28 protein-coding genes, 2 tRNA genes and 1 pseudogene are annotated in these 23,438 nt (G+C 69.4%); 26 read left to right on the top strand and 5 right to left on the bottom strand.

Features of this window, described 5'->3' with window-relative positions:
* On the top strand, positions 1 to 497 hold a 497-nt coding region (locus U9979_RS18485), incomplete at its 5' end, for a tyrosine-type recombinase/integrase (protein WP_322780356.1).
* A 38-nt stretch (positions 498 to 535) separates the two neighbouring features.
* Here U9979_RS18485 and U9979_RS18480 read toward each other — a convergent pair.
* Positions 536 to 745 (bottom strand): hypothetical protein, encoded by a 210-nt coding sequence (locus U9979_RS18480; RefSeq protein ID WP_322747555.1) that lies wholly within the window; start codon positions 743 to 745, stop codon positions 536 to 538.
* A gap of 206 nt (positions 746 to 951) precedes the next feature.
* Positions 952 to 1,025: transfer RNA gene (locus U9979_RS18475), tRNA-Ile, on the bottom strand.
* Between the two features lie 217 nt (positions 1,026 to 1,242).
* Between U9979_RS18475 and U9979_RS18470 the strand changes: the two genes are divergently transcribed.
* From U9979_RS18470 to U9979_RS18460, 3 genes are all read left to right on the top strand, one after another.
* Complete coding sequence (locus U9979_RS18470; RefSeq protein ID WP_322780355.1) at positions 1,243 to 1,779, top strand: hypothetical protein; 537 nt, start codon at positions 1,243 to 1,245, stop codon at positions 1,777 to 1,779.
* A 166-nt stretch (positions 1,780 to 1,945) separates the two neighbouring features.
* Positions 1,946 to 2,332, top strand: coding sequence for a hypothetical protein (locus U9979_RS18465; RefSeq protein ID WP_322780354.1), 387 nt, complete (start codon positions 1,946 to 1,948; stop codon positions 2,330 to 2,332).
* A 258-nt stretch (positions 2,333 to 2,590) separates the two neighbouring features.
* On the top strand, positions 2,591 to 3,172 hold the full coding sequence (locus tag U9979_RS18460; RefSeq protein WP_322747553.1) for a hypothetical protein: 582 nt from the start codon (positions 2,591 to 2,593) through the stop codon (positions 3,170 to 3,172).
* Here U9979_RS18460 and U9979_RS18455 read toward each other — a convergent pair.
* On the bottom strand, positions 3,149 to 3,736 hold the full coding sequence (locus U9979_RS18455; protein ID WP_322780353.1) for a DUF1353 domain-containing protein: 588 nt from the start codon (positions 3,734 to 3,736) through the stop codon (positions 3,149 to 3,151). The two genes, U9979_RS18460 and U9979_RS18455, sit on opposite strands and share 24 nt — an antisense overlap.
* Before the next feature lie 36 nt (positions 3,737 to 3,772).
* Between U9979_RS18455 and U9979_RS18450 the strand changes: the two genes are divergently transcribed.
* Positions 3,773 to 4,798, top strand: a complete 1,026-nt coding sequence (locus U9979_RS18450) for an LLM class F420-dependent oxidoreductase (RefSeq protein ID WP_322780352.1) — start codon at positions 3,773 to 3,775, stop codon at positions 4,796 to 4,798.
* 29 nt (positions 4,799 to 4,827) lie between these two features.
* Here U9979_RS18450 and U9979_RS18445 read toward each other — a convergent pair.
* Positions 4,828 to 4,900: transfer RNA gene (locus U9979_RS18445), tRNA-Asn, on the bottom strand.
* Positions 4,901 to 5,214: 314 nt separating this feature from the next.
* On the opposite strand from U9979_RS18445, the gene U9979_RS18440 reads away from it, so the two are divergent.
* From U9979_RS18440 to nusB, 17 genes are all read left to right on the top strand, one after another.
* The gene (locus U9979_RS18440) at positions 5,215 to 5,511 is read left to right on the top strand and encodes a hypothetical protein (RefSeq protein ID WP_322747550.1); all 297 of its coding nucleotides are present in this window, start codon (positions 5,215 to 5,217) and stop codon (positions 5,509 to 5,511) included.
* A gap of 24 nt (positions 5,512 to 5,535) precedes the next feature.
* Positions 5,536 to 5,955: a winged helix-turn-helix transcriptional regulator gene (locus U9979_RS18435; protein ID WP_322780351.1), complete on the top strand. Its 420-nt coding sequence runs from the start codon at positions 5,536 to 5,538 to the stop codon at positions 5,953 to 5,955.
* A 162-nt stretch (positions 5,956 to 6,117) separates the two neighbouring features.
* A complete protein-coding gene (locus U9979_RS18430; RefSeq protein ID WP_322780350.1) occupies positions 6,118 to 7,047 on the top strand; it encodes a PaaX family transcriptional regulator C-terminal domain-containing protein in 930 nt (309 codons plus the stop codon).
* Between the two features lie 193 nt (positions 7,048 to 7,240).
* The gene (locus U9979_RS18425; protein WP_322780349.1) at positions 7,241 to 8,155 is read left to right on the top strand and encodes an MHYT domain-containing protein; all 915 of its coding nucleotides are present in this window, start codon (positions 7,241 to 7,243) and stop codon (positions 8,153 to 8,155) included.
* Between the two features lie 75 nt (positions 8,156 to 8,230).
* Positions 8,231 to 9,655: a replication-associated recombination protein A gene (locus tag U9979_RS18420; RefSeq protein WP_322780348.1), complete on the top strand. Its 1,425-nt coding sequence runs from the start codon at positions 8,231 to 8,233 to the stop codon at positions 9,653 to 9,655.
* 290 nt (positions 9,656 to 9,945) lie between these two features.
* Entirely contained in the window at positions 9,946 to 10,473 is a 528-nt protein-coding gene (locus U9979_RS18415) for a DUF948 domain-containing protein (RefSeq protein WP_322747545.1), read from the top strand.
* Entirely contained in the window at positions 10,473 to 10,760 is a 288-nt protein-coding gene (locus U9979_RS18410) for a hypothetical protein (protein WP_322780347.1), read from the top strand. The genes U9979_RS18415 and U9979_RS18410 overlap by 1 nt, the downstream gene beginning before the upstream one ends.
* A gap of 69 nt (positions 10,761 to 10,829) precedes the next feature.
* Complete coding sequence (gene ruvX, locus U9979_RS18405; protein ID WP_322747543.1) at positions 10,830 to 11,381, top strand: Holliday junction resolvase RuvX; 552 nt, start codon at positions 10,830 to 10,832, stop codon at positions 11,379 to 11,381.
* Positions 11,378 to 12,625: an endolytic transglycosylase MltG gene (gene mltG / locus U9979_RS18400; RefSeq protein ID WP_322780346.1), complete on the top strand. Its 1,248-nt coding sequence runs from the start codon at positions 11,378 to 11,380 to the stop codon at positions 12,623 to 12,625. Before ruvX ends, mltG begins: the two co-directional genes overlap by 4 nt.
* Entirely contained in the window at positions 12,622 to 13,584 is a 963-nt protein-coding gene (locus U9979_RS18395) for a shikimate dehydrogenase (protein WP_322780345.1), read from the top strand. Before mltG ends, U9979_RS18395 begins: the two co-directional genes overlap by 4 nt.
* Positions 13,581 to 14,237: an A24 family peptidase gene (locus tag U9979_RS18390; RefSeq protein WP_322747540.1), complete on the top strand. Its 657-nt coding sequence runs from the start codon at positions 13,581 to 13,583 to the stop codon at positions 14,235 to 14,237. The genes U9979_RS18395 and U9979_RS18390 overlap by 4 nt, the downstream gene beginning before the upstream one ends.
* Positions 14,238 to 14,318: 81 nt before the next feature.
* Complete coding sequence (aroC, locus tag U9979_RS18385) at positions 14,319 to 15,545, top strand: chorismate synthase (protein ID WP_322747539.1); 1,227 nt, start codon at positions 14,319 to 14,321, stop codon at positions 15,543 to 15,545.
* The gene (locus tag U9979_RS18380; RefSeq protein ID WP_322747538.1) at positions 15,542 to 16,078 is read left to right on the top strand and encodes a shikimate kinase; all 537 of its coding nucleotides are present in this window, start codon (positions 15,542 to 15,544) and stop codon (positions 16,076 to 16,078) included. The genes aroC and U9979_RS18380 overlap by 4 nt, the downstream gene beginning before the upstream one ends.
* The gene (aroB, locus tag U9979_RS18375; protein WP_322780344.1) at positions 16,075 to 17,193 is read left to right on the top strand and encodes a 3-dehydroquinate synthase; all 1,119 of its coding nucleotides are present in this window, start codon (positions 16,075 to 16,077) and stop codon (positions 17,191 to 17,193) included. Before U9979_RS18380 ends, aroB begins: the two co-directional genes overlap by 4 nt.
* 10 nt (positions 17,194 to 17,203) lie before the next feature.
* The gene (gene aroQ / locus U9979_RS18370) at positions 17,204 to 17,644 is read left to right on the top strand and encodes a type II 3-dehydroquinate dehydratase (RefSeq protein WP_322780343.1); all 441 of its coding nucleotides are present in this window, start codon (positions 17,204 to 17,206) and stop codon (positions 17,642 to 17,644) included.
* Between the two features lie 103 nt (positions 17,645 to 17,747).
* Positions 17,748 to 18,311, top strand: coding sequence for an elongation factor P (gene efp / locus U9979_RS18365; RefSeq protein ID WP_322747535.1), 564 nt, complete (start codon positions 17,748 to 17,750; stop codon positions 18,309 to 18,311).
* Complete coding sequence (gene nusB / locus U9979_RS18360) at positions 18,308 to 18,715, top strand: transcription antitermination factor NusB (RefSeq protein WP_322756100.1); 408 nt, start codon at positions 18,308 to 18,310, stop codon at positions 18,713 to 18,715. Before efp ends, nusB begins: the two co-directional genes overlap by 4 nt.
* Positions 18,716 to 18,955: 240 nt before the next feature.
* On the opposite strand, the gene U9979_RS18355 is transcribed toward nusB, so the two are convergent.
* Positions 18,956 to 19,456 carry a transcriptional regulator gene (locus tag U9979_RS18355; protein WP_322747533.1) on the bottom strand — a complete coding sequence of 167 codons (501 nt, stop codon included), beginning with the start codon at positions 19,454 to 19,456 and terminating at the stop codon, positions 18,956 to 18,958.
* Positions 19,457 to 19,768: 312 nt separating this feature from the next.
* On the opposite strand from U9979_RS18355, the gene pyrR reads away from it, so the two are divergent.
* From pyrR to U9979_RS18335, 4 genes and pseudogenes are all read left to right on the top strand, one after another.
* Complete coding sequence (pyrR, locus tag U9979_RS18350) at positions 19,769 to 20,368, top strand: bifunctional pyr operon transcriptional regulator/uracil phosphoribosyltransferase PyrR (RefSeq protein WP_322780342.1); 600 nt, start codon at positions 19,769 to 19,771, stop codon at positions 20,366 to 20,368.
* The gene (locus U9979_RS18345) at positions 20,368 to 21,288 is read left to right on the top strand and encodes an aspartate carbamoyltransferase catalytic subunit (RefSeq protein WP_322756089.1); all 921 of its coding nucleotides are present in this window, start codon (positions 20,368 to 20,370) and stop codon (positions 21,286 to 21,288) included. Before pyrR ends, U9979_RS18345 begins: the two co-directional genes overlap by 1 nt.
* 61 nt (positions 21,289 to 21,349) lie before the next feature.
* Complete coding sequence (locus U9979_RS18340) at positions 21,350 to 22,723, top strand: dihydroorotase (protein WP_322780341.1); 1,374 nt, start codon at positions 21,350 to 21,352, stop codon at positions 22,721 to 22,723.
* Positions 22,720 to 23,438 (top strand): annotated as a pseudogene (locus U9979_RS18335) (hypothetical protein); the annotation flags it as partial. The gene U9979_RS18340 and the pseudogene U9979_RS18335, both read left to right, overlap by 4 nt.

The following is a 23,438-nucleotide window of genomic DNA, read 5'->3' as shown; positions in this document are numbered from 1 at the left end:
GGGTCGACTGCGGCCGGGTGTTCACGCATGAGAATGGCCGGCGGTTGACTCCGAACGGTGTGTCGCAACGCTTTGACCGGCTGCTCGCCCGGTTCACCACGATCCGGCGGGAGCATGAGGACAAAGGCTGGGACACGGCGTTCCTCGCGGCACGCCACCGCATGCCCGTCGTCGCTATCGAGACCGCGTTGGCGTTCGGGCCGTTGCCACCCATCCGACTACATGATCTTCGTCATACTGCGGCCAGTCTTACCTACCGGGCGACGCGGGATCTGAAGTTGGTGTCGGAGTTGCTGGGTCATTCCAGCATTCAGTTCACCAGCGACGTGTATACGTCGATCTTCGAGGAGGTGGATCGGGACGCCGCGGAGGCGGTCGCGGATATCGTTCCGCGCGCGCACCGTCCGGCCGGTTCCGCACCTGAGGGCACGGTCGCGACCGATAGTCCCATGGGAACAGTCGTCAATTTTGATCGGGGAAAGGATGTGACCGGGTAGGGCTGCGGTGCCCGCCCGTGAGGGGGCCGGGGCTGGTGTTACAGCAGCTCGGCGCGTCGTAGGGCCGGTTCGGTCCGGACGTTCTCGAGAAAGACGGCGGTTGTCTGTTCCTCGTGCAGGTCGTCGAGGGTGTCGCCGTCGGTGGTTGCCGCGGGCAGCGTGGCGACGGTGGCGGCCACGTCGCCGGCGTCGGTGGCCCAGGAGAGCACGAGCGCACGGCGGGCGGGGTTGTAGGCGTAGCGGCTCATCGTCCGGCCTGTCCTCGCGCTCTCGGTTTCATCCATCGCCCACTGTGGCGGTCGTCGATGCTCGACGACCGGGAAGCACTGTCCGTAGTTGCCATCCGCGGGAGGAAATATGGTTGCTGTTGCAACGTCACCACCACGTCACCACCAGGGCTAGTTGTGGATCTCTATGGCGATCTCCGTGGCCTGTTCGTGCAGGTCAGCGGGTGTGGGGCGGGTGGGACTCGAACCCACGACCGACGGATTATGAGTCCGCTGCTCTAACCGACTGAGCTACCGCCCCGTGACCGCCGCACCGGTCAGACCGACCGTATCGGTGGCTGGCGCCGACGGGGGCGAGCATATCCGCTGCCGGAGACTCGGATGCGATCCTCTGCCCACAGGATGCGCCCGACAGGTGCATCACAGCCGCGGCCCAGCGTCTCGACAGTTTCCGATCGGAAGGTGACCAGTACCGGCCGCCAGCCCGGTGGCCATGAGACGAGGAGATCGCGCCAACCATGACCGACGATCAGACGACCGGTCGGACCAGAAGTAAGAAGGGACTCGCTTGGGCGGCGGGTCTGGTGACGGCAGGGGCTCTCACTGGCGGTGTGCTCGCCGGCACAACCAGTGCCTCCGCTGCCACGGAGAACTCCCCTGCCGCGGTGGTGGCCGCGGCGGACAGCAGTTCCACCACCCCCACCGCCCCCGCGACCACGGGTACCGCCGCGGGCCAGCCTCAGAGCCAGCCCCAGGGCCAGCCCAAAGGCCAGGCCGGCGGGGCAACGCCGGCGCGCAGTGACGAGAAACAGTTGACCGGCACCGACGCGGAGAAGGCGCGTGCAGCGGCGCTGCAGGCCGTTCCCGGCGGCACGGTGTACCGGGTCGAAACCGACGCCGGTGACGCCGAGTACGAGGCACACATGAAGAAAGCCGACGGCTCGCTCGTCACCGTCAAGCTTGACAAGAACTTCACCGTTATCAAGGTCGAGGACGGGATGGGTGCCGGTGATCCCGCTCCGTCCGGCCAGCACGGTACCAGGATGAGCGGCTGAAGTAAGAGCGACCGGCAACAGGGGACGCGGCGTCGCGGGGCTGGGGCACGCACCTCGCCGGGTTGTCGTCGGTCCACACCCAACACCTCCGATGCCTCCCTCCGCCGCCTCGCGACGCATCCACCCCAACCCCACTCCTTGATCCGTATTCCCTTCGGTGCGACGAGTGGAAGAAAGGCGTCAGGAGGCGCCGGTTTTCGGGCAGAAAATGTATGTCAACCATCCACTCGTGCTGGACCGGCGACCCACCAAGGCATCGCTGCCACAGCGGCTATACATCCACGCGGCCACCCGCCGGCCCCCACTCGCCGGCCTGCACATCCGCTACCGTGGCGCGTTTGCCTACATCGAGGGCCGGCTCGCCGACGGCGAGAGCATCCCGCTGATGCGGCTGCGCTACACCGGATCCGCCACCCACTGGGGATTCGCCCTCTCCCTCGCGAGCAACAACGGATACCAGGACACCCTCCTGCCCACCGTCACCGTCACCGGCACCCCCGAAGAGACCCTCGACTACGCCTGCCAGCTGTACCTGTTGACCCCCGGCATCTAACCGGCCCCACACCATGCGCCCAGGTGTCAACCCCCGAAGGACTTACGAGCGAGACCACTCACAACGCCTGACGCCGGGGCGGTTACGCGGTTGTTCAGTCGCCACGTAGCCGCCCGGCCCGGCGGCTGAATGCGGCCGGCCCGGCTGTATGAGTCGATGTCTGCGGTGCGCTCGCGATCGTGGATGAACAGATCTACCCTGAGGAATATGACCATCACAACTGAGGCTGCACCGATAACGACCCGTCGAGGTGCGCCCGTGCCCGACACCGAGGCGGAGGCGTTCCGGGCCGCGCGACCCGCGGACGTACCCGAGTCGCTGGACGAACCCGAGTCGCTGGACGTACTCGAGTCGGGGATCCGCCAACCGTTGGCCGGCCAGCCGGTCGCGGTGCGGTGGCGTCGCCGACCCGCGGTGCGCGCCCTGGGCATGCGGCCCACGACGGCGCGGCTGTGGGCACTGGTCATGGTGGTCGGTTTCCTCACCGCCGGGGCGATCGAGCCGATACCGGACGGCCCGGATCCGGTTGTGCCCGCCTGGATCAACGCCGTCGGCAACGTGACCCTGTTGATCCTGCTCGCCGCCGTCGTGACGCTGCTCGCCGGCCGACGCGCCGGGTACGGCCTGGCCACCTATGCAAGCGCGGGTCTCGTCCTGCTGTCGGCGCTGTGCCCGACATCTGGTCACCATGTGCTGGCGCCCTGGTGGTTCGGCCAGTTTGCCATCACCGTCGGGCTGTTCGCCGGATCCCTCGCGCTGCGTTCCCGGGCGGCCCATTCTCAGGCTGCCCATTCCCGGGCAGCCCGGTCGCAGGCCCTACGACGACGTCCAGGGGAATGACGGGCGGTTGATCTTCTTTGCCGGGGTTCCCGATGGTTTCCGGCCTCCGCCGATCTTCAGCAGGACGAACGTGACGGATTCGGCGACGTAGAAGACGCCGAGCGCGGCCAGGACGACGAGTCCGGGTACGAGCACGAAGAGAAAGCCGGGAACCAGGACCGCGACGAACGCGGCGAACTGACCGAACCCGGGGTGCCACAGGGTGGAAATTCCTGACTTGCGGACAGCGGCAAGCCTGACCGCTCCCCACATGAGCCATCGTCGTAAGAAGGACACGTCCAGTTCCCGCATCGCGCGCCGGAAGATTCCGTCCGCGTCGGCGCGTTCGATGCCGCCACGGTCGGCCAGTCCCCAAAGCCAGTCATGGAGGATGGCTGCCTTGGTGTACCGTCCATACCTGGGTATCAGCCAGGTGAAGATTTGCGGTACCGACGCGAAGTCGGTGACGAAGCCCTTCTCGACAGTGAACAGCTGCTCGTTGCCCTGATACACGACCGCCTCCAGGACCCGCCAACTCACCTCGTCGATCTCTTCGACGACAACACCGCCGCTGACGAATGGCATGGCTCCCTCGTTACTTCGCTCGGAGGTCTTCGATCAATGACGGAAAGTAGCGGTATGGATGGTCGTGGTGCGGCGGGTGCGGCGGGTGCGGCCCGTTACGGCGTTCATCTTCCGGTCCTCGACGTGCCGCTGTCCGCCAGTCGTGAACTGTTCGTGGAACTGTCCGAACTCGGCTACACCGATTTCTGGTCCGCCGAGGCCGACACTACCGACGGAATCATCCCGTTGGCACTCACCTCGTGCTGGGTGCCGACCGCGCGGCTGGGAACGGCGATTCTGCCTGTCTTCACCCGCGGGCCGGCGCTGTTGGCCACCACCGCGGCCACGCTCGCCGAAGCCGCACCCGGCCGGTTCGCGCTCGGCATCGGAGCGTCATCCAAGCCCATCGTCGAGGGCTGGAACGGCATCCCGTTCACCGAGCCCTACCGCCACACCCGCGACATGGTCCGCTTCCTGCGGCAGGCGTTCGCGGGTGAGCGGGTCGACGCGGCGTTCGACACCTTCACCGTGCGCGGTTTCCGCCTCGGAGTGGTCCCACAGGTGCCACCGGCACTCCTGGTCGCCGCGCTGCGGCCGGGGATGCTGCGGATGGCGTCGCGCGAGGCCGACGGCGTCATCCTCAACTGGCTGTCCGCGGACGACCTGCGTGACACCGTGCGCGCCGAGGTCGGTCCGGACAAGGAAATCGTCTGTAAGGTCTTCGTCTCGACCAATCCGGACCCCGACCGTTTGCGCACCGAGGCCCGGCGAATGATCGCCGCGTATCTCAACGTGGAGGTCTACGCCGCCTACCAGCGCTGGTTGGGGCGGGAGAAACTGCTCACACCGATGTGGGATGCGTGGGCGGCGGGCGACCGGCGTGGCGCGGTCGCTGCGATCCCGGACGAGGTCGTCGACCAGCTGATCGTCCATGGCACGCCCGAGCAGTGCCGGGCTGGGATCCAACGCTACGTGGACGCCGGCGCCACCACGGTCGTCATCGTCGGGATCGGGTGGGGCGACCCCGCTGACGATGTGATGCGTGCGGTTGCGCCTGGTGCGACGCGACAGGCCCGCACCTGACCGATGCGCAGCGACATACTCAAATAGCGCTCCCGCGACAGGACTCGAACCTGTAACCTGCCGGTTAACAGCCGGACGCTCTGCCAATTGAGCTACGCGGGACCGCGATGCTCCGGACCACGGTCCCGAGCACCTGACTTGGCAAGGGTACCTGAGGTTCGCGCAGACCGGTCGACGGGGTAGGAATCCCGAGGTCGGTCAGCGGGCGCAGCGCTGCCCACCGACCGGCGGGCAGGCGGCACGCAGGCGGCAGGCGGGCAGGCGGCATCCTGCCGATCGTCGTCCGGCCCGGGCGGCAGAGGCGCGATCATTCGCTTGGCGCGCCTTTGGAGGCCCCCGGAACCCACCCGGGCCAACGAGGTGCGATCATCCAGTTTCCGCGCCTTTTCAGGCCCTTGGAACCAGCGGGAGGCACCATGTACGTCAGGCCCGGTTTCGTTGTCGGTCTCGGGCTCGGCTACCTACTCGGCGCGCGTGCGGGTCGGGAGCGCTATGACGTGATCATGCGTCAGGCGCGCTCGCTCCGGGAGCGTCCGGAGGTACAGAGCGCGGCCGGCGTCGTTTCGGCCCAGGCCGGTGGGCTCGTCGACAAGGTCCGCCAGACGGTGGGTGGAGTCACGGGTCGAGGCAGTCGCCCACCGACGACCGGCGCCTTCGCCGGCACGGTCGGCGCGCACAGTGCGAACGGCTCTGGCGCTGTGCACACCTCCTGATCTCCAGCGGTCCTGTGTCAGCAGATGGCACCCAACGGCTCCCGCGACGGCTCCCGTGACGGCTCGCACAGCGGCTCGCACAGCGGCGCCGGGCCGGATGGTCCGTCTGAGCAGGTCGCCGCGTTGGCCCATGTGATCGACCTGTTGGCCCGCCGGCACGCGTTGGGGATCTTCTGGCAGCTGCGGGAGGCTCCGGCTACATTCCGTTCACTCGCACTGCGCTTGGCGGCTCCGCAGGCCCAGTTGTCGCAACGGCTGCGGGAACTGCGCGAGGCCGGGATCGTAGAGGTAGACGAGGCTGGTGACTATCGGCTCACCGTGCACGGACGTCGCCTGCAAGGTGCTCTCGAACCGGTCGCGGCCTGGGCGGGGCAGTGGGCGCGGCTCAGCCCGCGTGGGCGGGTGCCACGCGGATCGAGCACCCGTGGCCGAGGTGAACCGTGAGTTCCCGTCGTGGCCGGCCGGCGAATTGTGCCCGGCCGGCGAACGTCGACGGGCGAACAGGCGTCGACGGATGGATGGACGTCGGTGGGCAGGCGAATGCCGGCAGGTGGTCTCGGCGGAGCCGTTGGGACCGGTGTGGACATGCTCGTAAAATCATCTTTCGTGACAACATCCGTGTCCGTCGTCACCCGCGACCGCTCGTCAGAAGTCGACCTACCTCGCCTGCAGAGCGGCGTCCAACCGCAGCGCCTCCTCACGACGCTTCTCGGCGACTACTGGAACGGACGTAAGGAGCACATACCGTCCGCGGCCCTTGTGCATCTGCTGGCGGACTTCGGTGTCTCCACAGTTGGCGCGCGTGCCGCACTGAGCCGACTCGCCCGGCGAGGTCTGCTGGATTCCTCGCGGATCGGCCGCAACACGTACTACGGCCTGACCGGCCAGGCAGCCGACGCCCTGCGGGAGGGTGCCGGGCGCATTCTGTCGTTCGGGCAGTGCCACACGCCCTGGGACGGCCACTGGACGGTGGCCGCCTTCTCCATTCCGGAAGAGCAGCGTGATGTGCGCCATGCCGTCCGGAACAAACTGCGTTGGCTGGGTTTCGCCCCATTGTATGACGGCATGTGGGTGACGCCCCGGTCGGTCGCGGATGCGGCCTTCCGAATGTTCGCGGAACTCGACGTTTCCCAGGCGACCATCATGACGGCCACCGCCGAAACCGGGATCATCGGCCCCCGGTCGCCGATCGAGGCGTGGGATCTGCGCGACCTGCGGTTCCGCTATGAGGAGTTCATTGTCGTCCATACGCCCCTGCTGGGGCGGATCAGACTGGGCGAGGTGGGCCCGTCCGAGTCGCTGGTTGCCCGTACCGCCGTGATGGACGCGTGGCGACGGTTCCCAAGTCTTGATCCCGACCTGCCGCTGGACCTGCTGCCGGCGCGCTGGCCGCGCGGTGAGGCACATCAGGTTTTCGGCGAGATCTACAATGCGCTCGCGCCACGCGCGGTCGATCGGGTATGCCAGATAATCATGGAGATTTCGCCGGAGCTCGACGGCCTCGTCCGTCACTACACGATCACTTGGGACTGCTGACCACCTGGAGCGCCCGCCCCTGTTGCCGGCCGCAGGTCAGGGGCTTGCCGGCCGGTCGGTAAGTATCGATGAAGGCCACCGGAACCGTTACGGCTCCGTCCCGTCGACCGGGTATCCACCGGCCGGCACGCTTCGGCACGACCAGGTTCATACCTAGGTGTGCTAAAAACGAGACAAACGAGGCATTTTTGGCATGGGTTGGGAGAATCTCATGGGTCTTGCGGCGGCAGCGCATCACACGGCCGACTACGACCTGCTGTTCGTCTGCGTGTCCGTCGGTCTGGCGCTGATGGGTTCGTTTGCCGCACTGGTGAGCGCGTTACGCATTCCCGGGAGCGGGGCCGCCGTGCGGCGACGCTGGGTCGCGTCCGCCGCCTTGTCTCTCGGCGGCGGCGCAATCTGGGCGATGCACTTCATGGGCATGGTCGCGTATCACGTCGAGGGGATGGACATCACCTACGACCTGGGCCTGACCGCGCTTTCCCTCGTCATCGCGGTGGCGGTGTCGGGAATCGGCCTGATGGTCGTCGCAACGAATCCCCGCAGCGTGGCTCGACTGGGTTTCGGCGGGCTCATCGCCGGTCTCGGTGTCGCGGCGATGCACTACACGGGCATGGCCGCGATGCGGACCGGCAGCACCGTCACCTACGACCTGACGCTCGTCGCGATCTCGGTTGTGATAGCCGTGGTTGCGGCGCTGGCCGCGCTGTGGATCGCCTTTCGGGTACGTAGCCGCAACCACGTGTTGGCCGCGTCGGTGGTGATGGCGGCAGCCGTCTGCGGCATGCACTACACGGGCATGGCCGCCACCCGGGTCGCCGTCACGTCCGGGGTGACGCAGCCCGGTGATGGCGTCGACCCGATCACGTTGAGCCTCGCCGTGTGCGTCCTGGCCTTCTCCATCCTGGCGATAGTCATCTTCTCGGCCCTGGGCGGGGTCAGCGAGACGGACGTCTTCACTCGTGCGGCCGCGGTCCACGGCCAGGCTGCACCCTTGGCGGGAGGCCCGCTGTCACCCTCAGTGGAAGGCCCGCCGGTGGACGTGTTCGGCCGGACAGATGACGCCGGGCGGCGGGGACACCGCCGTGACCGCGTCACGCGACTGTGAGAACGCGACTGTGAGAACGCGGCTCCGGCACAGCCGGCAGCACGACATCCGCGCGGGCGGTCATACGGTAGGCGGGTGAACCTGTTCGATGGCGGGCTCGAGCAGGCCCTCGCGACGTCGGGTCCGCTCGCGGCCCGGCTGCGTCCCCGCACCCTCGATGATGTCGTCGGGCAACGTCACCTGCTCGGGCCGGGCAGCCCGCTGCGGCGCCTGGCCGAGGGCGGCGGTACGACCTCGGTCCTGCTGTGGGGGCCGCCGGGTACCGGCAAGACAACCCTGGCCCACGTCATTGCGGGTTCCGGTGGGCGCCGGTTCCGTGAGTTGTCGGCGGTCACGGCCGGGGTGAAGGATGTGCGGGCGGCGATCGACGAGGCGCGTGACGCGCTGGCGATGTCCGGTGTGCGGACGGTGCTGTTCATCGACGAGGTCCACCGTTTCACCAGGACCCAGCAGGATGCACTGTTGCCCGCGGTGGAGAACGGCTTGGTCACGCTGGTCGCCGCCACCACCGAGAATCCGTTCTTCGCGGTGGTGGCACCGCTGCTGTCCCGGTCGCTACTGCTCACGCTCGAGCCGCTCACCGACGGCGATCTCCTCATCCTGATCAACCGGGCGCTCGCCGACCCTCGTGGTTATGGTGGCCGACTCGCGTTGGACGATGACGCGGTCGATCATCTGCTGCGCCTGGCCGGCGGCGACGCCCGACGTGTCCTGACCGCGCTGCAGGCCGCCGGCGACGCCGCGCTCGCGGCGCTGGGGGCGCTGGGGGCTCGCGGGGCGGATGCCCCCGCCCGCGTCGACCTCGCAACTGTCGAGCAAGCGGTGAACAGGGCCGCGGTCAGCTACGACCGGGCCGGTGACCAGCACTATGACGTGGCGAGCGCGTTCATCAAGTCCATCCGTGGCGGGGATGTCGACGCAGCCCTGCACTACCTGGCCCGGATGCTGGAAGCGGGGGAGGACCCTCGTTTCATCGCCCGCAGGTTGATCATCTTGGCCAGTGAGGACGTGGGACTGGCTGAGCCCGGCGCACTGGGCGTGGCGGTGGCCGCGGCGGCGGCCCTGGAGGCGGTGGGCCTGCCCGAGGCACGGCTTGCGCTGGCCCAGGCCGTGATCCATCTCGCGCTGGCACCGAAGTCCAACGCTGTCATCCGGGCCGTCGACGCGGCTGTGGCCGATGTCCGGGCGGGGCGTGCCGGCCCGGTGCCCGTCCATCTTCGCGACGGGCACTACCCGGGCGCGGGTCGGCTGGGCCATGGCGGGGGCTACCGGTATCCCCACGACCACCCCGGTGGCGTGGTCGGCCAGCAGTATGCGCCCGACTCGTTGGTGGCTCGCGACTACTACCAGCCGAGCGGGAACGGGTTCGAATCGCGTGCCTCGCAGCGGCTGGCGTTCCTGCGTGCCACCCTGCGAGGCGCCGGTCATCCGGCCGCCGCCCACGGCGATGTGGACGAGCCGTCAGGGGCGAGTGGCCACGAAGCTGGTCGCGCTCGGTAGGGTCGCTCCAGGAACGCCCCAGCCTCGGGCGTTCCCGGCCGGTCCACCGACCGTGACCACGGCAGGAGCCCACCAGGGAGGCTCTGGCGGTTCTGGCGGACGTCGGTGGTACGGCCGGTAATGGATGAACATCCACCGGATGGCCGTGAGCCGGTGCCCCGATGCTGTCGGGTACCGCGTCCGGGCGCCGGTACTGTTGGGTTACGCCGATATTACTGGATTACGACAATAGTGCTTGATTATGACGATATGGCTGGGCTACGGCCCATGACAGCGGAGGCGGAGCACACATGTCCGGTGGTGCGATCGCGGGACTGATCGCGGCGGGGGCGTTCTCCGTGCTCGTCCTGTTCGGCTGCTACGTGTTGTTCAAGCTTGGGAAGATCTTCGACGAGGCGGCCGCGCGGGTTCGTCAGACCGGGCTTGTCATCGACGAGGGCACCGCGCGGGTTCGGCAGGCGGGCGCGACCGTGGACGAGGTGAACCTTGCCCTCAGCCATGTGAACAAGGAGCTGGACCGGGTCGACGCCATCACGGCGAACGTGCAGTCGATCTCGACGAACATCTCCTCGCTCACGTCGCTGTTCGCGGCCACGCTCGGTGGTCCGGTCGTGCGGGTCGCGGCGTTCACCTACGGGGTTCGGCGCGCGGCGGCCAAGCGGAGCCGCGCGGACATCGAGTCGCGGGTCACGGCGGAGATCAAGGCCGACCGCACGTCCCGGCGGACCGCGCGGCGCGCCGGCACGGCCGGCGTCGGGGTACCGGGGCTGCAGACATCCGGCGCCGGGGTTCCGGGGCCCGAGAGCAGGAGTGCATAATGCCCCGGATGTTCTACATCGCCCTTGGTGCGGCGGTCGGCGTGGTCACCGTTCGGCGGGCCGCCCGCGCGGCGTCCACGCTCACCCCGGCGCACATGGCCGGTTCCCTCGCGCAGTCGGTGCAGGATTTCGTGGCGGACGTCCGGGAGGGCATGGCGGAGCGGGAGGATGAACTTCGGCAGGCTCTCGGGATCGGCGCCAGTGACGGCGGTGACGCCGGTGCACCGGGTGGGACATCCGACGGGCGAGCCGACGTGCCGGACGTCGCGGATGCGCACCGCCGCTAGCTTGCCCGGGAGGTCCGGGAGGTCCGGGAGGTCCGGGAGGTCGTCCGGGGACGGGGGCGGGGGCGCCCGGTGACCCGCCGGACGGGCGTGCGCGTCGGTGTGGACGTGGGCACGGTACGGGTGGGAGTCGCCGCCAGCGATCCTGATGCAAGGATCGCTTTTCCGGTGACGACGTTGCGACGCGATCCCCGAATGCAACGCGATCTTGATGAGCTTGCAATTATTATTCGGGATCGTCGGGCTGTGGAGGTCGTCGTGGGTCTGCCGACGCAGCTGTCCGGGGTCGAGGGGCCAGCGGCCCGCCAGGCTCGGGCCTACGCCGATCTTCTTGCGGCACGCGTTACCCCTGTCCCGGTTCGGCTGGTCGACGAGCGGATGACCACGGTCGTGGCCCACCGTCGGATGGCTGAACGTGGCATGCGTGCCCGGGCTCGTCGTGGAGTTGTGGATCAGGAGGCAGCCGTGCAGATCCTGCAGTCCGTGCTGGACGCCCCGCCGGACGGGGGCGCGGCCCGAGCAGCGGTCACGCCGCCTGCCGGTCAACGGGTGGACGAGGCTTCGATGCGCGTGCGCAGGGGAGCCGAGGAACCGAGGTCGGACCGACCCGCGGACAGCGCGTGATCAGCGATGATCTCGATGAGTTGCTCGGTGACGCGCCGAACGGCGGTAGGCCCGAGCACCATCCGGACGACGACGACGACGACGACGGCCACGGCCACGGCCACGGCGATGACGATGACGGCCACAGCGACGACGGCGGCCCATCGAACGGCGGTCGCCGCAGCAGGCGTAACCAGGCCGGACAACGCAGACCCGCTGCCGTTCCGAAGCTTGTCGCGATCCTGGTCGTGGTAGCCGGATTGCTCGCCGGCGGAATTTACGGCGCGGGGAAGGTGATCGGGCGCATCGCGAAGGGCGAGTCGGCCGCCGACTTTGCCGGGCCCGGTGACGGTTCGGTCATCATCCAGATCCAGGCCGGGTCAACCGCCCGCGACATCGCGCGGGTGCTGGCGTCCGCGGACGTCGTGCGAACCCCGGCAGCGTTCGTCAACGCGGCCGCGGCCGACGAGCGGTCGCGGTCCATCCAGCCCGGCTTCTACAAGGTCAAGCAGCGGGTGCGCGCGGTCGACGCACTCGCCGCGCTGCTCGACGCCAGGTCGCACGCGCTGTTCCGGCTCACCATCGCCGAGGGCATGACCACCCGGCAGGTCCTCACGGCGCTCGCGGACCGTACCGGCCAGCCGCTTGCAGCGCTCGAGGCCCTCGTGAAGAACCCGGGCGAGCTCCAGCTGCCGTCCTATGCCAGCGGGGTCGAGGGCTATCTGTACCCGTTCACCTACGACCTGCAACCAGGTGCATCGCTGACTGTCACGGTCAAGATGTTCGTCGACCGATTCAGGACGGAGACGGCATCCCTCGACATCGAGGCTGGCGCGGCTGCTCTGGGCCGTACCCCACAGGACGTCATCACGGTCGCGTCCATCATCGAGCGTGAGGTGAAGAACCCCGAGGAGGGCCCGAAGGTCGCCCGGGTCATCTACAACCGGCTTGCCGACACCTCCGGGGCTTTCCGTCGGCTGGACCTCGACTCGACCACCCGGTATGCGCTCAACGAATACGAGGGTCCGCTGACCCAGAATCAGCTGAACAGCAACAACCCCTACAACACCCGCAAGGTGTCCGGGTTGCCGCCGGGGGCCATCTCCAACCCTGGTCGATGGGCGCTGGAATCCGCGCTGCATCCGGCGGCGGGGCCGTGGCTGTACTTCGTGTCGTTGCCGAAGTCGAATGTGACGATTTTCGCGACCACGGACAAGGAGTGGCAGGAAGCGCTCGCACGCTACCGTTCCGAGGGGGGCTCGTGACCCGCCGGCGGGCCGCCGTCCTCGGCATGCCGGTGGCGCACTCGCTGTCACCCATTCTGCATACAACCGCCTATGCGGCGCTGGGACTCGACTGGGACTACACGGCCGTCGAGTGTGACGAAAGCGCCCTGGCGGAGCTGCTCGGCCGGGTACGGGTTAATCCGGGCTGGGCGGGCCTGTCGCTCACCATGCCGCTCAAGACGGCCGTCCTGGCACTGCTCGACACACTGGACGACACCGCGGCGCTTCTCGGCGCCGTCAACACCATCGTCGTCCGTCCGGGCCCGACCGGCGGGACACCTGCGCGCCTGCACGGGTTCAACACCGATGTCATGGGCATCGCCCACGCGGTCACCCAGGTTCTCGGTACCGGCGTGGCACCGCGTAGCCCCCTGGTGCTCGGCGCGGGGGGAACCGCGCGAGCCGCCCTCGGCGCGTTGGCCAGCCTCGGCGCAGACCGGGTCGATCTGGTCGCGCGCCGCCCCGCGGCGGCGGCGCTCCTGGTCGACATCGGTGGCGCGCTCGGGCTCGGCGTCACGGTCCACCGTTGGGGATCACCGGATTCGGGAATCCTCGCCCGTCCGGGCGGGCCGGGGTCCCTGCGCGGCGCCGACATCGTCCTCGCGACCACCCCGGCCGGCGTGACCGACGATCTGGCACGCCACCCGTGGCCGTCCTCGACCGCGCTGGTCGAGCTGCTCTACCACCCGTGGCCCACCCGCCTGGCCGCTCGTGCACAGGCCGCCGGAGCGGCGCTCGCCGGTGGGCTGGTCGTACTCGCGGCCCAGGCGGGCGGCCAGGTACGGCTGTTCACCGGCGCCGAGGTGGATGTGGGTCTGCTGCTCGACGCGGGCCGGCGGGCGCTGGAGCTGCGGTCGGCATCGGGATCGGCATCGGGATCGGCGCCGGCGCCGGCGCCGACCGCCGCCGTCGGTTCCGGCGGCGGGACACCCGTGTGAACCTCGCTGCGGCCGCGTCCACCAGTGTGATCGTTCTTGCCGCACTGGGCGCTGTGCCGGTGCTTCCCGCACTGGTAGGTGCCTTCGGGCCGGCGGACGGTGAGCAGATCCGCGGGCCGGTACCCACCAGCTGGTTGCTGGGCGTGCTCACCGGCGTGGTGGTCGTCGCGTTCGCCGTCAAGCTGGCCGACCATGTCAACTGGCTGCCGGCATACGCCTACCTCGGGGTGGTGGGTGTGACGCTGGCCGTCATCGACGTCCGGGTTCACCGCCTGCCCGATGCGCTCACGTTGCCGTCCTATCCGATCCTGGCCGTGCTGTTCGGGATAGCGGCCCTCACCGATGGGGATCCGGGACGGTGGATGCGCGGTGTGCTCGCCGCGGCGGTCGTGTCCGCGGTGTCTGCGGCGTTGTGGGCGTTACCCGGAGCCGGCCTCGGGTTCGGTGACGTGAAACTGGCCGGTCTGCTCGGCGGCGCTCTCGGGTGGCTCGGTGCCCCGGTCGTCCTCACCGGGTTCATGGTGGGGATGACGTTGGCCGGGATGTGGGCACTGCTCCTGCTGGTGACCAGGCGGGCGAGTCTGCGCGCGCACATCGCCTACGGGCCGTTTCTGCTCGCGGGCGCTTTCGTCGCGGTCCTGGGCAGCCGCTGACCAACGCCTGTCCGGTTCGCGTCGATGGCCGGCGTGCGATGGCCGGCGTGCGATGGCCGGCATGCGTGGAAGACTGGATTCATGCTGCGTTGGCTGACTGCAGGGGAGTCGCACGGCCCGGCTCTGGTGGCGACCGTCGAGGGGATGCCGGCCGGTATCCGGGTGTCGAGCTCCCAGATCGCAGACGAACTCGCCCGCCGCCGCCTGGGGCACGGCCGCGGCGCGCGGATGAGCTTCGAGCGTGACGAGGTCGAGCTGCTGGGGGGCATGCGCCACGGCCTCACCCTGGGCGGTCCGGTCAGCATCCTCGTCCGCAACACCGAGTGGCCCAAGTGGCGCCAGGTCATGGCGCCCGATGCGCCCGATGCGGTCGACGCCGCGGAGCTGGCGGGTCTGGCCCGAAACGCTCCGCTGACCCGGCCCCGACCCGGGCATGCGGACCTGGCCGGGATGCAGAAATACGGCTTTTCCGACGCCCGGCCCGTCCTCGAGCGGGCCAGCGCGCGCGAGACCGCGGCGCGTGTCGCCCTCGGGACCGTAGCCAAGGCCCTGCTCCGGCAGGCCTACGGCATCGAGGTCGTCTCGCACGTGGTGGCGATCGGCAGCGTGGAGACACCGCCCGGCTCGCCACCACCACAGCCGGTGACCATGGATGTGGTGGACGCCGATCCGGTCCGGTGCGCCGACCCGGCGACGAGTATCCGGATGGTCGCCGAGATCGACGCGGCCCGTCGGGACGCCGACACTCTCGGCGGGATCGTCGAGGTCCTGGCCTACGGTTGTCCACCGGGGCTGGGTAGCTACGTCCACGGTGACCGTCGCCTCGACGCTCGGATCGCCGGTGAGCTGATGGGCATCCAGGCCATCAAGGGAGTGGAGTTCGGTGACGGTTTCACAACGGCCCGGCGGCGGGGGTCGCAGGCCCACGACGAGATCGAACGGCTGCCCGCCGACGGCGTGTCAGGGGCGCCGTATCGGGTGCGCCGGGCCAGCGACCGTGCCGGCGGCGTTGAAGGCGGGATGACCACCGGCGAGCCGCTGCGGGTCCGCGCGGCCATGAAGCCGATCTCGACGTTGTCCCGGCCGCTGGCCACGATCGACGTCGCCACCGGCGAACAGGCGGTCGCGATCGCGCAGCGCTCCGACGTGTGCGCGGTACCCGCCGCGGGGGTCGTCGCCGAGGCCATGGTCGCACTCGCGCTCGCCGACGCGGCCGTGGAGAAGTTCGGTGGCGACTCGGTGGAGGAGTCCCGGCGCAACTGTGAGGCGTACCTGAAGTCGCTGATCATCAGGTCGGAGCCGGTATGATCGCCGCTGACAGCGGCGGTGGCGGACGACGGCCGGTCGTGGTGCTCGTGGGCCCGCCCGGCTCCGGGAAGACCACGGTGGGGCAGGTGCTCGCGCGGCGGCTCGGGACGGCCTTCCGCGACACCGACGCCGATGTGGCGCGCCATGCCGGGATGCCGGTCGGCGACATCTTCATCGAGCGTGGTGAGGACGCGTTCCGTGCCCTGGAGCGGGACGCGGTCGCACGCGCCCTGACCGAGCATGAGGGCGTCCTTGCCCTTGGCGGTGGTGCGGTGCTGGACGCGGCGACGCGGGCGTCGTTGCGCGGGCACCTGGTCGTCCACCTCGACGTCCGGGTCAGTGACGCGGTGGCGCGCGTGGGTCTGGCCCGGGACCGTCCGCTGCTGGTCGAGGGGCCGCGTACCAGGATCACGGCGATGCTGCGGGCGCGGGCGCCGCTGTATGCCGAAGTCGCAACCGCGGTGGTGGACACCGCGGGCCGCACACCCGAGGAGGTAGTCGAGTTGGTCGAGAAGTTGGTGGTCGGGCCGTGACGGTGACACCGGTGACCCGGGTGGCGGTCGCTCCGGCGGGTGTGCGGCCCTACGAGGTCGTGGTCGGGGAGGGTCTGCTCGGCGATCTCGCCGACCTGGTGGCCGGCCGGACCCGGGCGGCGGTGATCCATCCGCGGGCACTGCGGGCGACCGCGGACGCCGTGGTCGCGGATCTGCGCGACACGGCGAAGATCGAGGCCCACGCGGTCGAGGTCCCCGACGGCGAGGAGGCCAAGCAGCTGCGCATCGCGGGCTTCTGCTGGGACGTCCTGGGTCAGGTTGGTTTCACCCGTGATGACGTCGTCATCGGCCTCGGTGGTGGAGCCACGACCGACCTCGCCGGATTCGTGGCCGCCTCCTGGCTGCGTGGCGTCGACGTCGTGCAGGTGCCGACCACCGTCCTGGCGATGGTGGATGCGGCGCTCGGCGGCAAGACCGGGATCGACATCGACGCCGGCAAGAACCTCGTCGGCGCGTTCCATCACCCGTTGGCCGTGCTGTGTGACCTGGCGACCCTGGCGACCCTGTCCGCGAACGAGCGTGCCTCGGGGCTGGCCGAGGTGGTGAAGGCGGGGTTCATCGCAGACCCGGTCATCCTCGATCTGCTCGATGACGACCCGACGGGTCTGCGCCATCAGCGTGAGCTGCTGGAACGGTCGATCAGGGTCAAGGCGGACGTCGTTGCGGCCGACCCGTCGGAGGCCGGTCGCCGGGAGATCCTCAACTACGGGCATACCCTGGGGCACGCCATCGAGAAGGTCGAGGGCTTCACCTGGCGCCACGGTGCCGCCGTGTCCGTCGGAATGGTCTTCGCCGCCTCCCTGAGCCGGCTCGCCGCCGGCTTGGACGACGCCGTCGCCGACCGGCATCGCGACCTGCTCGAACGCATCGGCCTGCCCACGACCTACCGCGCGGACCGCTGGGCGGACCTGCTCGACGCGATGCGGGTGGACAAGAAGAGCCGGGGACGCCGGCTGCGGTTCGTGGTCCTGGACGCGCTGGCCCGCCCGCGCATGCTGGAGGACCCGGACCCGGCGTTGGTCGTGGCCGCCTTCTCCGAGGTCGCCCGGGAGCCCGCCGAGCTCCCGGCTGTGGTCGGTACGGTCCGGTCATGAGGGTCCGGTCATGAAGGTGCTGGTGCTCAGCGGCGCGAACCTGCGCCGGCTGGGCCGGCGGGAACCAGCGGTGTACGGCAGCCGTACCTATGACGATCTTGTTGCTGCCTGTCAGGAGCAGGCCGAGGAACTGGGTCTGGATGTCGACTGCCGGCAGACCGACGACGAGGCCACGATGATCGCCTGGCTGCACGAGGCCGCGGACAACGACGCAGCGGTCGTGCTGAACCCGGGGGCATGGTCGCACTACTCCTACGCGCTGCGCGACGCCGCCGCCCAGGTCGGGGGACCGCTGGTCGAGGTGCATCTGAGCCAGACCCACGCCCGGGAGGCATTCCGGCACCACAGCGTGATCAGTGCGGTGGCGGTCGGGACCATAACCGGTCTGGGCTTCGACTCCTACCTCCTCGCGCTGCGGGCAATCGCGGCTCGGCGCCCGCGCGCCGGCTGAGACGTCACCCGGCCGTCAGCCGTCCGGCATGGCGATAGACTCTCGCGAGATCCCTGTCTGTCGAACGGACCAACCTGGCGGTCCGGCTGGAGAGTTGCGCGCAGTGGCGACCACGAATGACCTGAAGAACGGCATGACACTCGACCTCGACGGCACCTTGTGGAGCGTCATCGGGTTCCAGCACGTCAAGCCCGGGAAGGGCGGGGCGTTCGTCCGCACGACGCTGAAGAACGTCCTGACCGGCAAGGTTGTCGACCGTACGTTCAACGCCGGCGTGAAGGTCGAGGTAGCCACCGTCGACCGGCGCGAGATGAGCTTCCTCTACCGCGACGGCGCGGACTTCGTCTTCATGGACAGCGAGTCGTTCGACCAGCTGCCCGTTCCGCCGGCCGTCGTCGGCGACGCCGCGAACTACATGCTGGAGAACACCACGGCGACCGTGGCGCTGCACGATGGTGCGCCGCTGTACGTGGAGCTGCCGGCGAGCGTCGAACTGATCATCTCGGAGACTGAGCCGGGGGTGCAGGGCGACCGCTCCACCGGTGGTAACAAGCCGGCGACGCTGGAGACCGGCGCCACCGTCCAGGTACCCTTGTTCATCACCGCCGGGGAGAAGGTCAAGGTCGACACCAGGGACGGTCGCTACCTCGGCAGGGTGACCAGCTGAGCGCGCGGTCGAAGGCTCGCAAGCGCGCCCTCGACATCCTCTATGAGGCCGACATGCGCGGGAACAGCCTCACCGACACGCTCGCCGAGCGGCTCGCGCAGGCCGACCCGCCGGTGTCGGAATACACCGTCAGCCTGGTCGAAGGCGTTGTCGAGCATCTCATCGACATCGACGAGATGCTGTCCGACCATGCGCAGGAGTGGACGCTTGAGCGGATGCCGCCGGTGGACCGCAACATCCTGCGGATCGGCGCGCTGGAACTGCTCTGGCGCGAGGACATCCCCGACGGGGTGGCCATCGACGAAGCTGTGGAACTCGCCAAGCTGATGTCGACCGAACGCTCGCCGGCCTTCGTCAACGGCCTGCTGGCGCGACTGCTTGACCTCAAAAGCGCCCGAGGATAGCCGGACAGTCCTGTCCTCGGGCGCTCTGAGCTGGGGCGAACGTTCCTTTTGTCATCAAAAGGATCAATTCTGAGGTTGGCCCGCCGGGCACCCCCGATACCCGCCGGGCCGGGCCGGTACCCCTTGGCGCCTCCGGGCGCGCGAAAACCATGATCGCGCGCCCTTTGGCGGGGCCGGCTCCGCAGAGCGCCTCCGGGCGCGCGCAAAAACCATGATCGCGCGCCCTTTGGCGGGTGCGGGTTAGGCGGACTCGCTGATGCTTGCTTCCTGGCCCTGCTCGGGGCTCAGAACTCCCCACGACACGAGCTGCTCGGTCAGTTTGCTCGGTGAGGTGTCGTAGATGACGGCGAGGGAGCGCAGGTCCTCGTAGCGGATCGAGAGCACGCGGCCGTTGTAGTCGCCGCGCTGGCTCTGAATGGTCGCTGCGTACCGGGCGAGCGGGCCGCCCTGCTCCTTGGGTACCTGGGAAAGACGCTCCAGGTCGAGGACGATGCGCGGCGACTGCTCGAGGGGAGCCACGGTTGAACCTTCGGGGAGGAGTTCTCCCACCGGGACACCGTAGAACTCGGCGAGTTCTGACAGGCGCTGCACCGTAACGGCGCGGTCTCCGCGTTCGTAGGAGCCCACGACGACAGCCTTCCACCGCCCGTGCGACTTCTCCTCGACGCCATGAAGCGAGAGCCCCTGCTGGGTGCGTATTGCGCGCAGCCGAGTACCGAGCGCCTTCGCATAGTCGGACATCGGAGTGCCCACTCCCGTCGTGGTCGATCAGTTGGAACCGGGGCTCTTGCCTCCGGTGGTTACCCATAGTAGTCCCGGGTCGGTTGTGCCTCGACACCAGGGGGGTCGTGTTGACACTTTCTTTGTACCACTTTCTGTAGCACTTCGATCGCACTAGGCGCTACGGCTGTGGGAACTTCCCCACTTGGAGCTGTTCATACGCGTCGGGTTCCAAGTATGTAACGTGCAGTGACAATCTGAGGTGCCTGATACCGTCATCCGGACCGCTCCTTTAAGGACCGTCCAGTGAGGCGGGGAAGGAGGGACATCGCCATGGCCGCAGCTGCCACGGGTGGGTCCTCATCCGGTCCGGAGGCATCGGGCCATGGCGTCGCCCGTTCGGTCCTCTCCGGTGCGGACATCGGCCGGATACTCACCCGGATGGCTCACCAGATCCTGGAGAAGACCTCCGGCGGAAACGGCGTCGTGCTTCTCGGGATACCCACCCGCGGGGTGCCACTTGCCCACCGGCTCGCCGCCCGGGTACGCGCGGTGGAAGGCGTCGAACTCGGGGTGGGTTCGCTCGACCCGACCATGCACCGTGACGACCTGCGGTTTCAAGCGGTCCGCCCGCTCGGGGTCACCGACCTTCCCGACGGGGGGATCGACGGCCGGACAGTGATTCTCGTCGATGACGTCCTGTACTCCGGGCGTACGGTGCGGGCGGCTCTCGACGCGCTGGCCGCATTCGGCCGGCCCAGGGTGGTACAGCTCGCGGTCCTGGTGGACCGCGGTCACCGGGAACTGCCGATCCGGGCTGACTATGTGGGCAAGAACATGCCGACATCCCGCCAGGAGGCCGTCGCGGTCCGGCTCACCGAAATCGACGGCCGTGACGCCGTCATGATTGTCTCGGACGGGCGGGCCGGGTGATGCGCCATCTCCTGTCCACCGAAGATCTTGGCCGGGACGAGGCCCTGCTCGTGCTCGACACGGCCGAGTACATGGCGACCGTCGCGGACCGGTCGGTGAAGAAGCTGCCGACCCTGCGTGGTCGGACGGTGGTCAACCTGTTCTTCGAGGATTCGACCCGCACCCGGACGTCGTTCGAGGTCGCAGCCAAACGGCTTTCCGCCGATGTGATCAATTTCTCGGCCCGCGGATCGAGCGTCTCCAAGGGAGAAAGCCTCAAGGACACGGCGTTGACCCTTGAGGCGATGGGCGCCGACGCGGTGGTGTGCCGACATCCGGCCAGCGGTGCTCCGCACCGGCTCGCCGGTTGGGTACGTGGCAGCGTGCTCAATGCCGGGGACGGTACCCATGAGCATCCGACCCAGGCTCTGCTCGACGCGTTCACCATCCGCCGACGCCTCGGCCGCCTCGACGGCCTGTCCGTCACGATCGTCGGCGATATCCTGCACTCGCGGGTGGCCAGGTCCAACATGTGGCTGCTCTCGACTCTGGGAGCGGCTGTGACGGTGGTCGCCCCGCCCACCCTGGTGCCTGTCGGGGTCGAACGGTGGCCGGTCGAGGTCTCCTACGATCTGGACGCGGTGCTGCCCAAAAGTGATGTCGTCATGATGCTGCGGGTCCAGCGCGAGCGGATGACGGCGGCGTTCTTCCCCACCGAGCGGGAATACACCCGCCGGTACGGCTTGGACGCTGACCGACTGGCGGCGATGCCACCATCCGCGCTGGTGATGCATCCGGGGCCGATGGTGCGCGGCATGGAGATCGCCTCGGATGTGGCGGACTCGACCCGCTCGACAGTGGTCGAGCAGGTCGCCAACGGCGTAAGCGTGCGGATGGCCGTTCTGTATCTGCTGCTGGGCGGCACCAGGGAGGTGGCATGACCGGGTCCCCGACGGTCTCCTGCGCTGCGCTGCTTACGATGTTCGTTCTGGAGGCCGCTTCATGACGCAACGCGCCAACGTCGCCGCGTTCGATCCAGGCAACGGCAACGGCAACGCACGCTGGCTCCTGCGCGGCGTGCGGCCGCTGGGCGCCGCCGCGGTCGACATGCTCCTGGCTGGTCCGGTGATCGTCGAGGTCGGGCCGGGCCTGAGCGCGCCCGGCGCCAACGTCCTCGACGCGGACGGCCTGATCGCCCTGCCCGGATTGGTCGACCTGCATACCCATCTGCGCGAACCGGGTCGGGAGGACGCCGAGACCGTCGCCTCGGGTACCCGGGCGGCGGCACTGGGCGGTTTCACCACCGTGTTCGCGATGGCCAACACCGAGCCGGTGGCGGACACCGCCGGGGTGGTGGAACAGGTCTGGCGGCTCGGCCAGGCCGCCGGGCACTGTGACGTCTGCCCGGTCGGCGCGGTCACCGAGGGGCTGCGCGGTGCCCGGCTCGCCGAACTGGGCGCGATGGCCTCGTCTGCGGCGGCCGTGCGGGTGTTCTCCGACGACGGCAACTGCGTGTCCGACGCGGTGCTGATGCGCCGGGCGCTGGAGTATGTCAAGGCATTTGACGGGGTGATCGCCCAGCACGCTCAGGAGCCCCGGCTGACCGAGGGCGCGCAGATGAACGAGGGCGCGGTGTCTGCGCGGCTCGGTCTGCCCGGGTGGCCGGCCGCGGCCGAGGAGGCGGTCATCGCCCGGGATGCGCTGCTGGCCGGCCATGTCGGCTCGCGGCTGCATGTCTGTCACGTCTCGACCGCGGGCTCGGTGGAGATCCTGCGTTGGGCGAAATCCAAGGGCTGGCGGGTCACGGCCGAGGTCACCCCGCACCATCTGCTGCTCACCGACGAGCTGGCCACGTCCTACGACCCGGTGTACAAGGTCAATCCACCGCTGCGGACCGCCACCGACGTCGAGGCGCTGCGGGCCGGGCTCGCCGACGGCACAATCGACTGCATCGCGACCGATCACGCCCCCCACGCCCCGCAGGACAAGGAGACGGAGTGGGCCGCCGCCCGTCCCGGGATGCTCGGTCTGGAGACCGCGCTGTCGATTGCGATCATGACCATGGTGGAAACGGGACTGCTGGACTGGGCTGGACTCGCCGACCGGATGGCGGGAACCCCGGCTCGGATCGGCGGTCTGCCCGCAGGCCACAGTCCCCGGAGCACTGACGGGTCGCGGGACATGGCCGGGGTGCTGTCCGCGGGAGCCGCGGCGAACGTCGTCCTGGTCGATCCGGCGGCCCGCTGGACGGTGGATCCCGCCGCATTTGCCAGCCGTAGTCGTAACACCCCCTACGCCGGCCGCAAGCTGCCTGGACGCGTCCAGGCCACGTTCTTGCGGGGGCGTCCCACCGTGCTCGACGGGAAGATCGTATGACCGACCATCTCACCTTCACCGCCTCGCTCGCCGCCGCCGCGGACGGTATCGCCGCGGCGGCGCCGCAACGCGGTCCCGACCGCCTGGGCCTGCACCTGCTGTTCGCCTTCGGCTGCCTGTTGCTGTTCGTGGCCGCGGTCGGCGGGATGCGCCGAACCTGGCGCCGTCGGGCCGAACGGCAGGAGGAGGACCTTCCCGACCTGCCGGCGGTTCCCGGCGAGACCGGCACCGTCCTCGCCGCGCCGCTCAAGGGCCTCTACCTGGGGACGGTGGACGCCGGGCACTGGCTTGACCGGATCACAGCCCGCGGGCTCGGTGGACGCGCGGACGCGTACGTGACCGTCTACGAGGGCGGGATTCAGGTGGACCGCACCGGCAGCGAGCCGTTCTGGATTGCGCGGGACGCCGTCCGCGGTGCCCGTTTGGAGCGGGCGCACGCCGGAAAGGTCGCGGGCGCCGGGCGCATCATCGTTCTGGCCTGGTCGTTGGGCGTCCACGAGCTGGAGACCGGCCTGCGCGGGGACGACCGAGCGCGGCAGCCCAAGGTGGTCCGGGCGGTGCACGGCCTGATCGGGCCGGCGCCGGGACCCACTGACGGTGAGATCACCAGGCCGCGGCCGATGGGCCGGGCGGTGTCGCGCCTGCGCCCGCGAGCGGCCGGCCAGGCGGCCCAGACGTCCCGCCCGACCCCGCCCGGGTCGGCGCCGGCCGGCGG

Source organism: Protofrankia sp. Cas4, from assembly GCF_963555915.1.
GTDB lineage: Bacteria > Actinomycetota > Actinomycetes > Frankiales > Frankiaceae > Protofrankia.
This window is presented reverse-complemented; position numbering and strand designations above follow the sequence as displayed.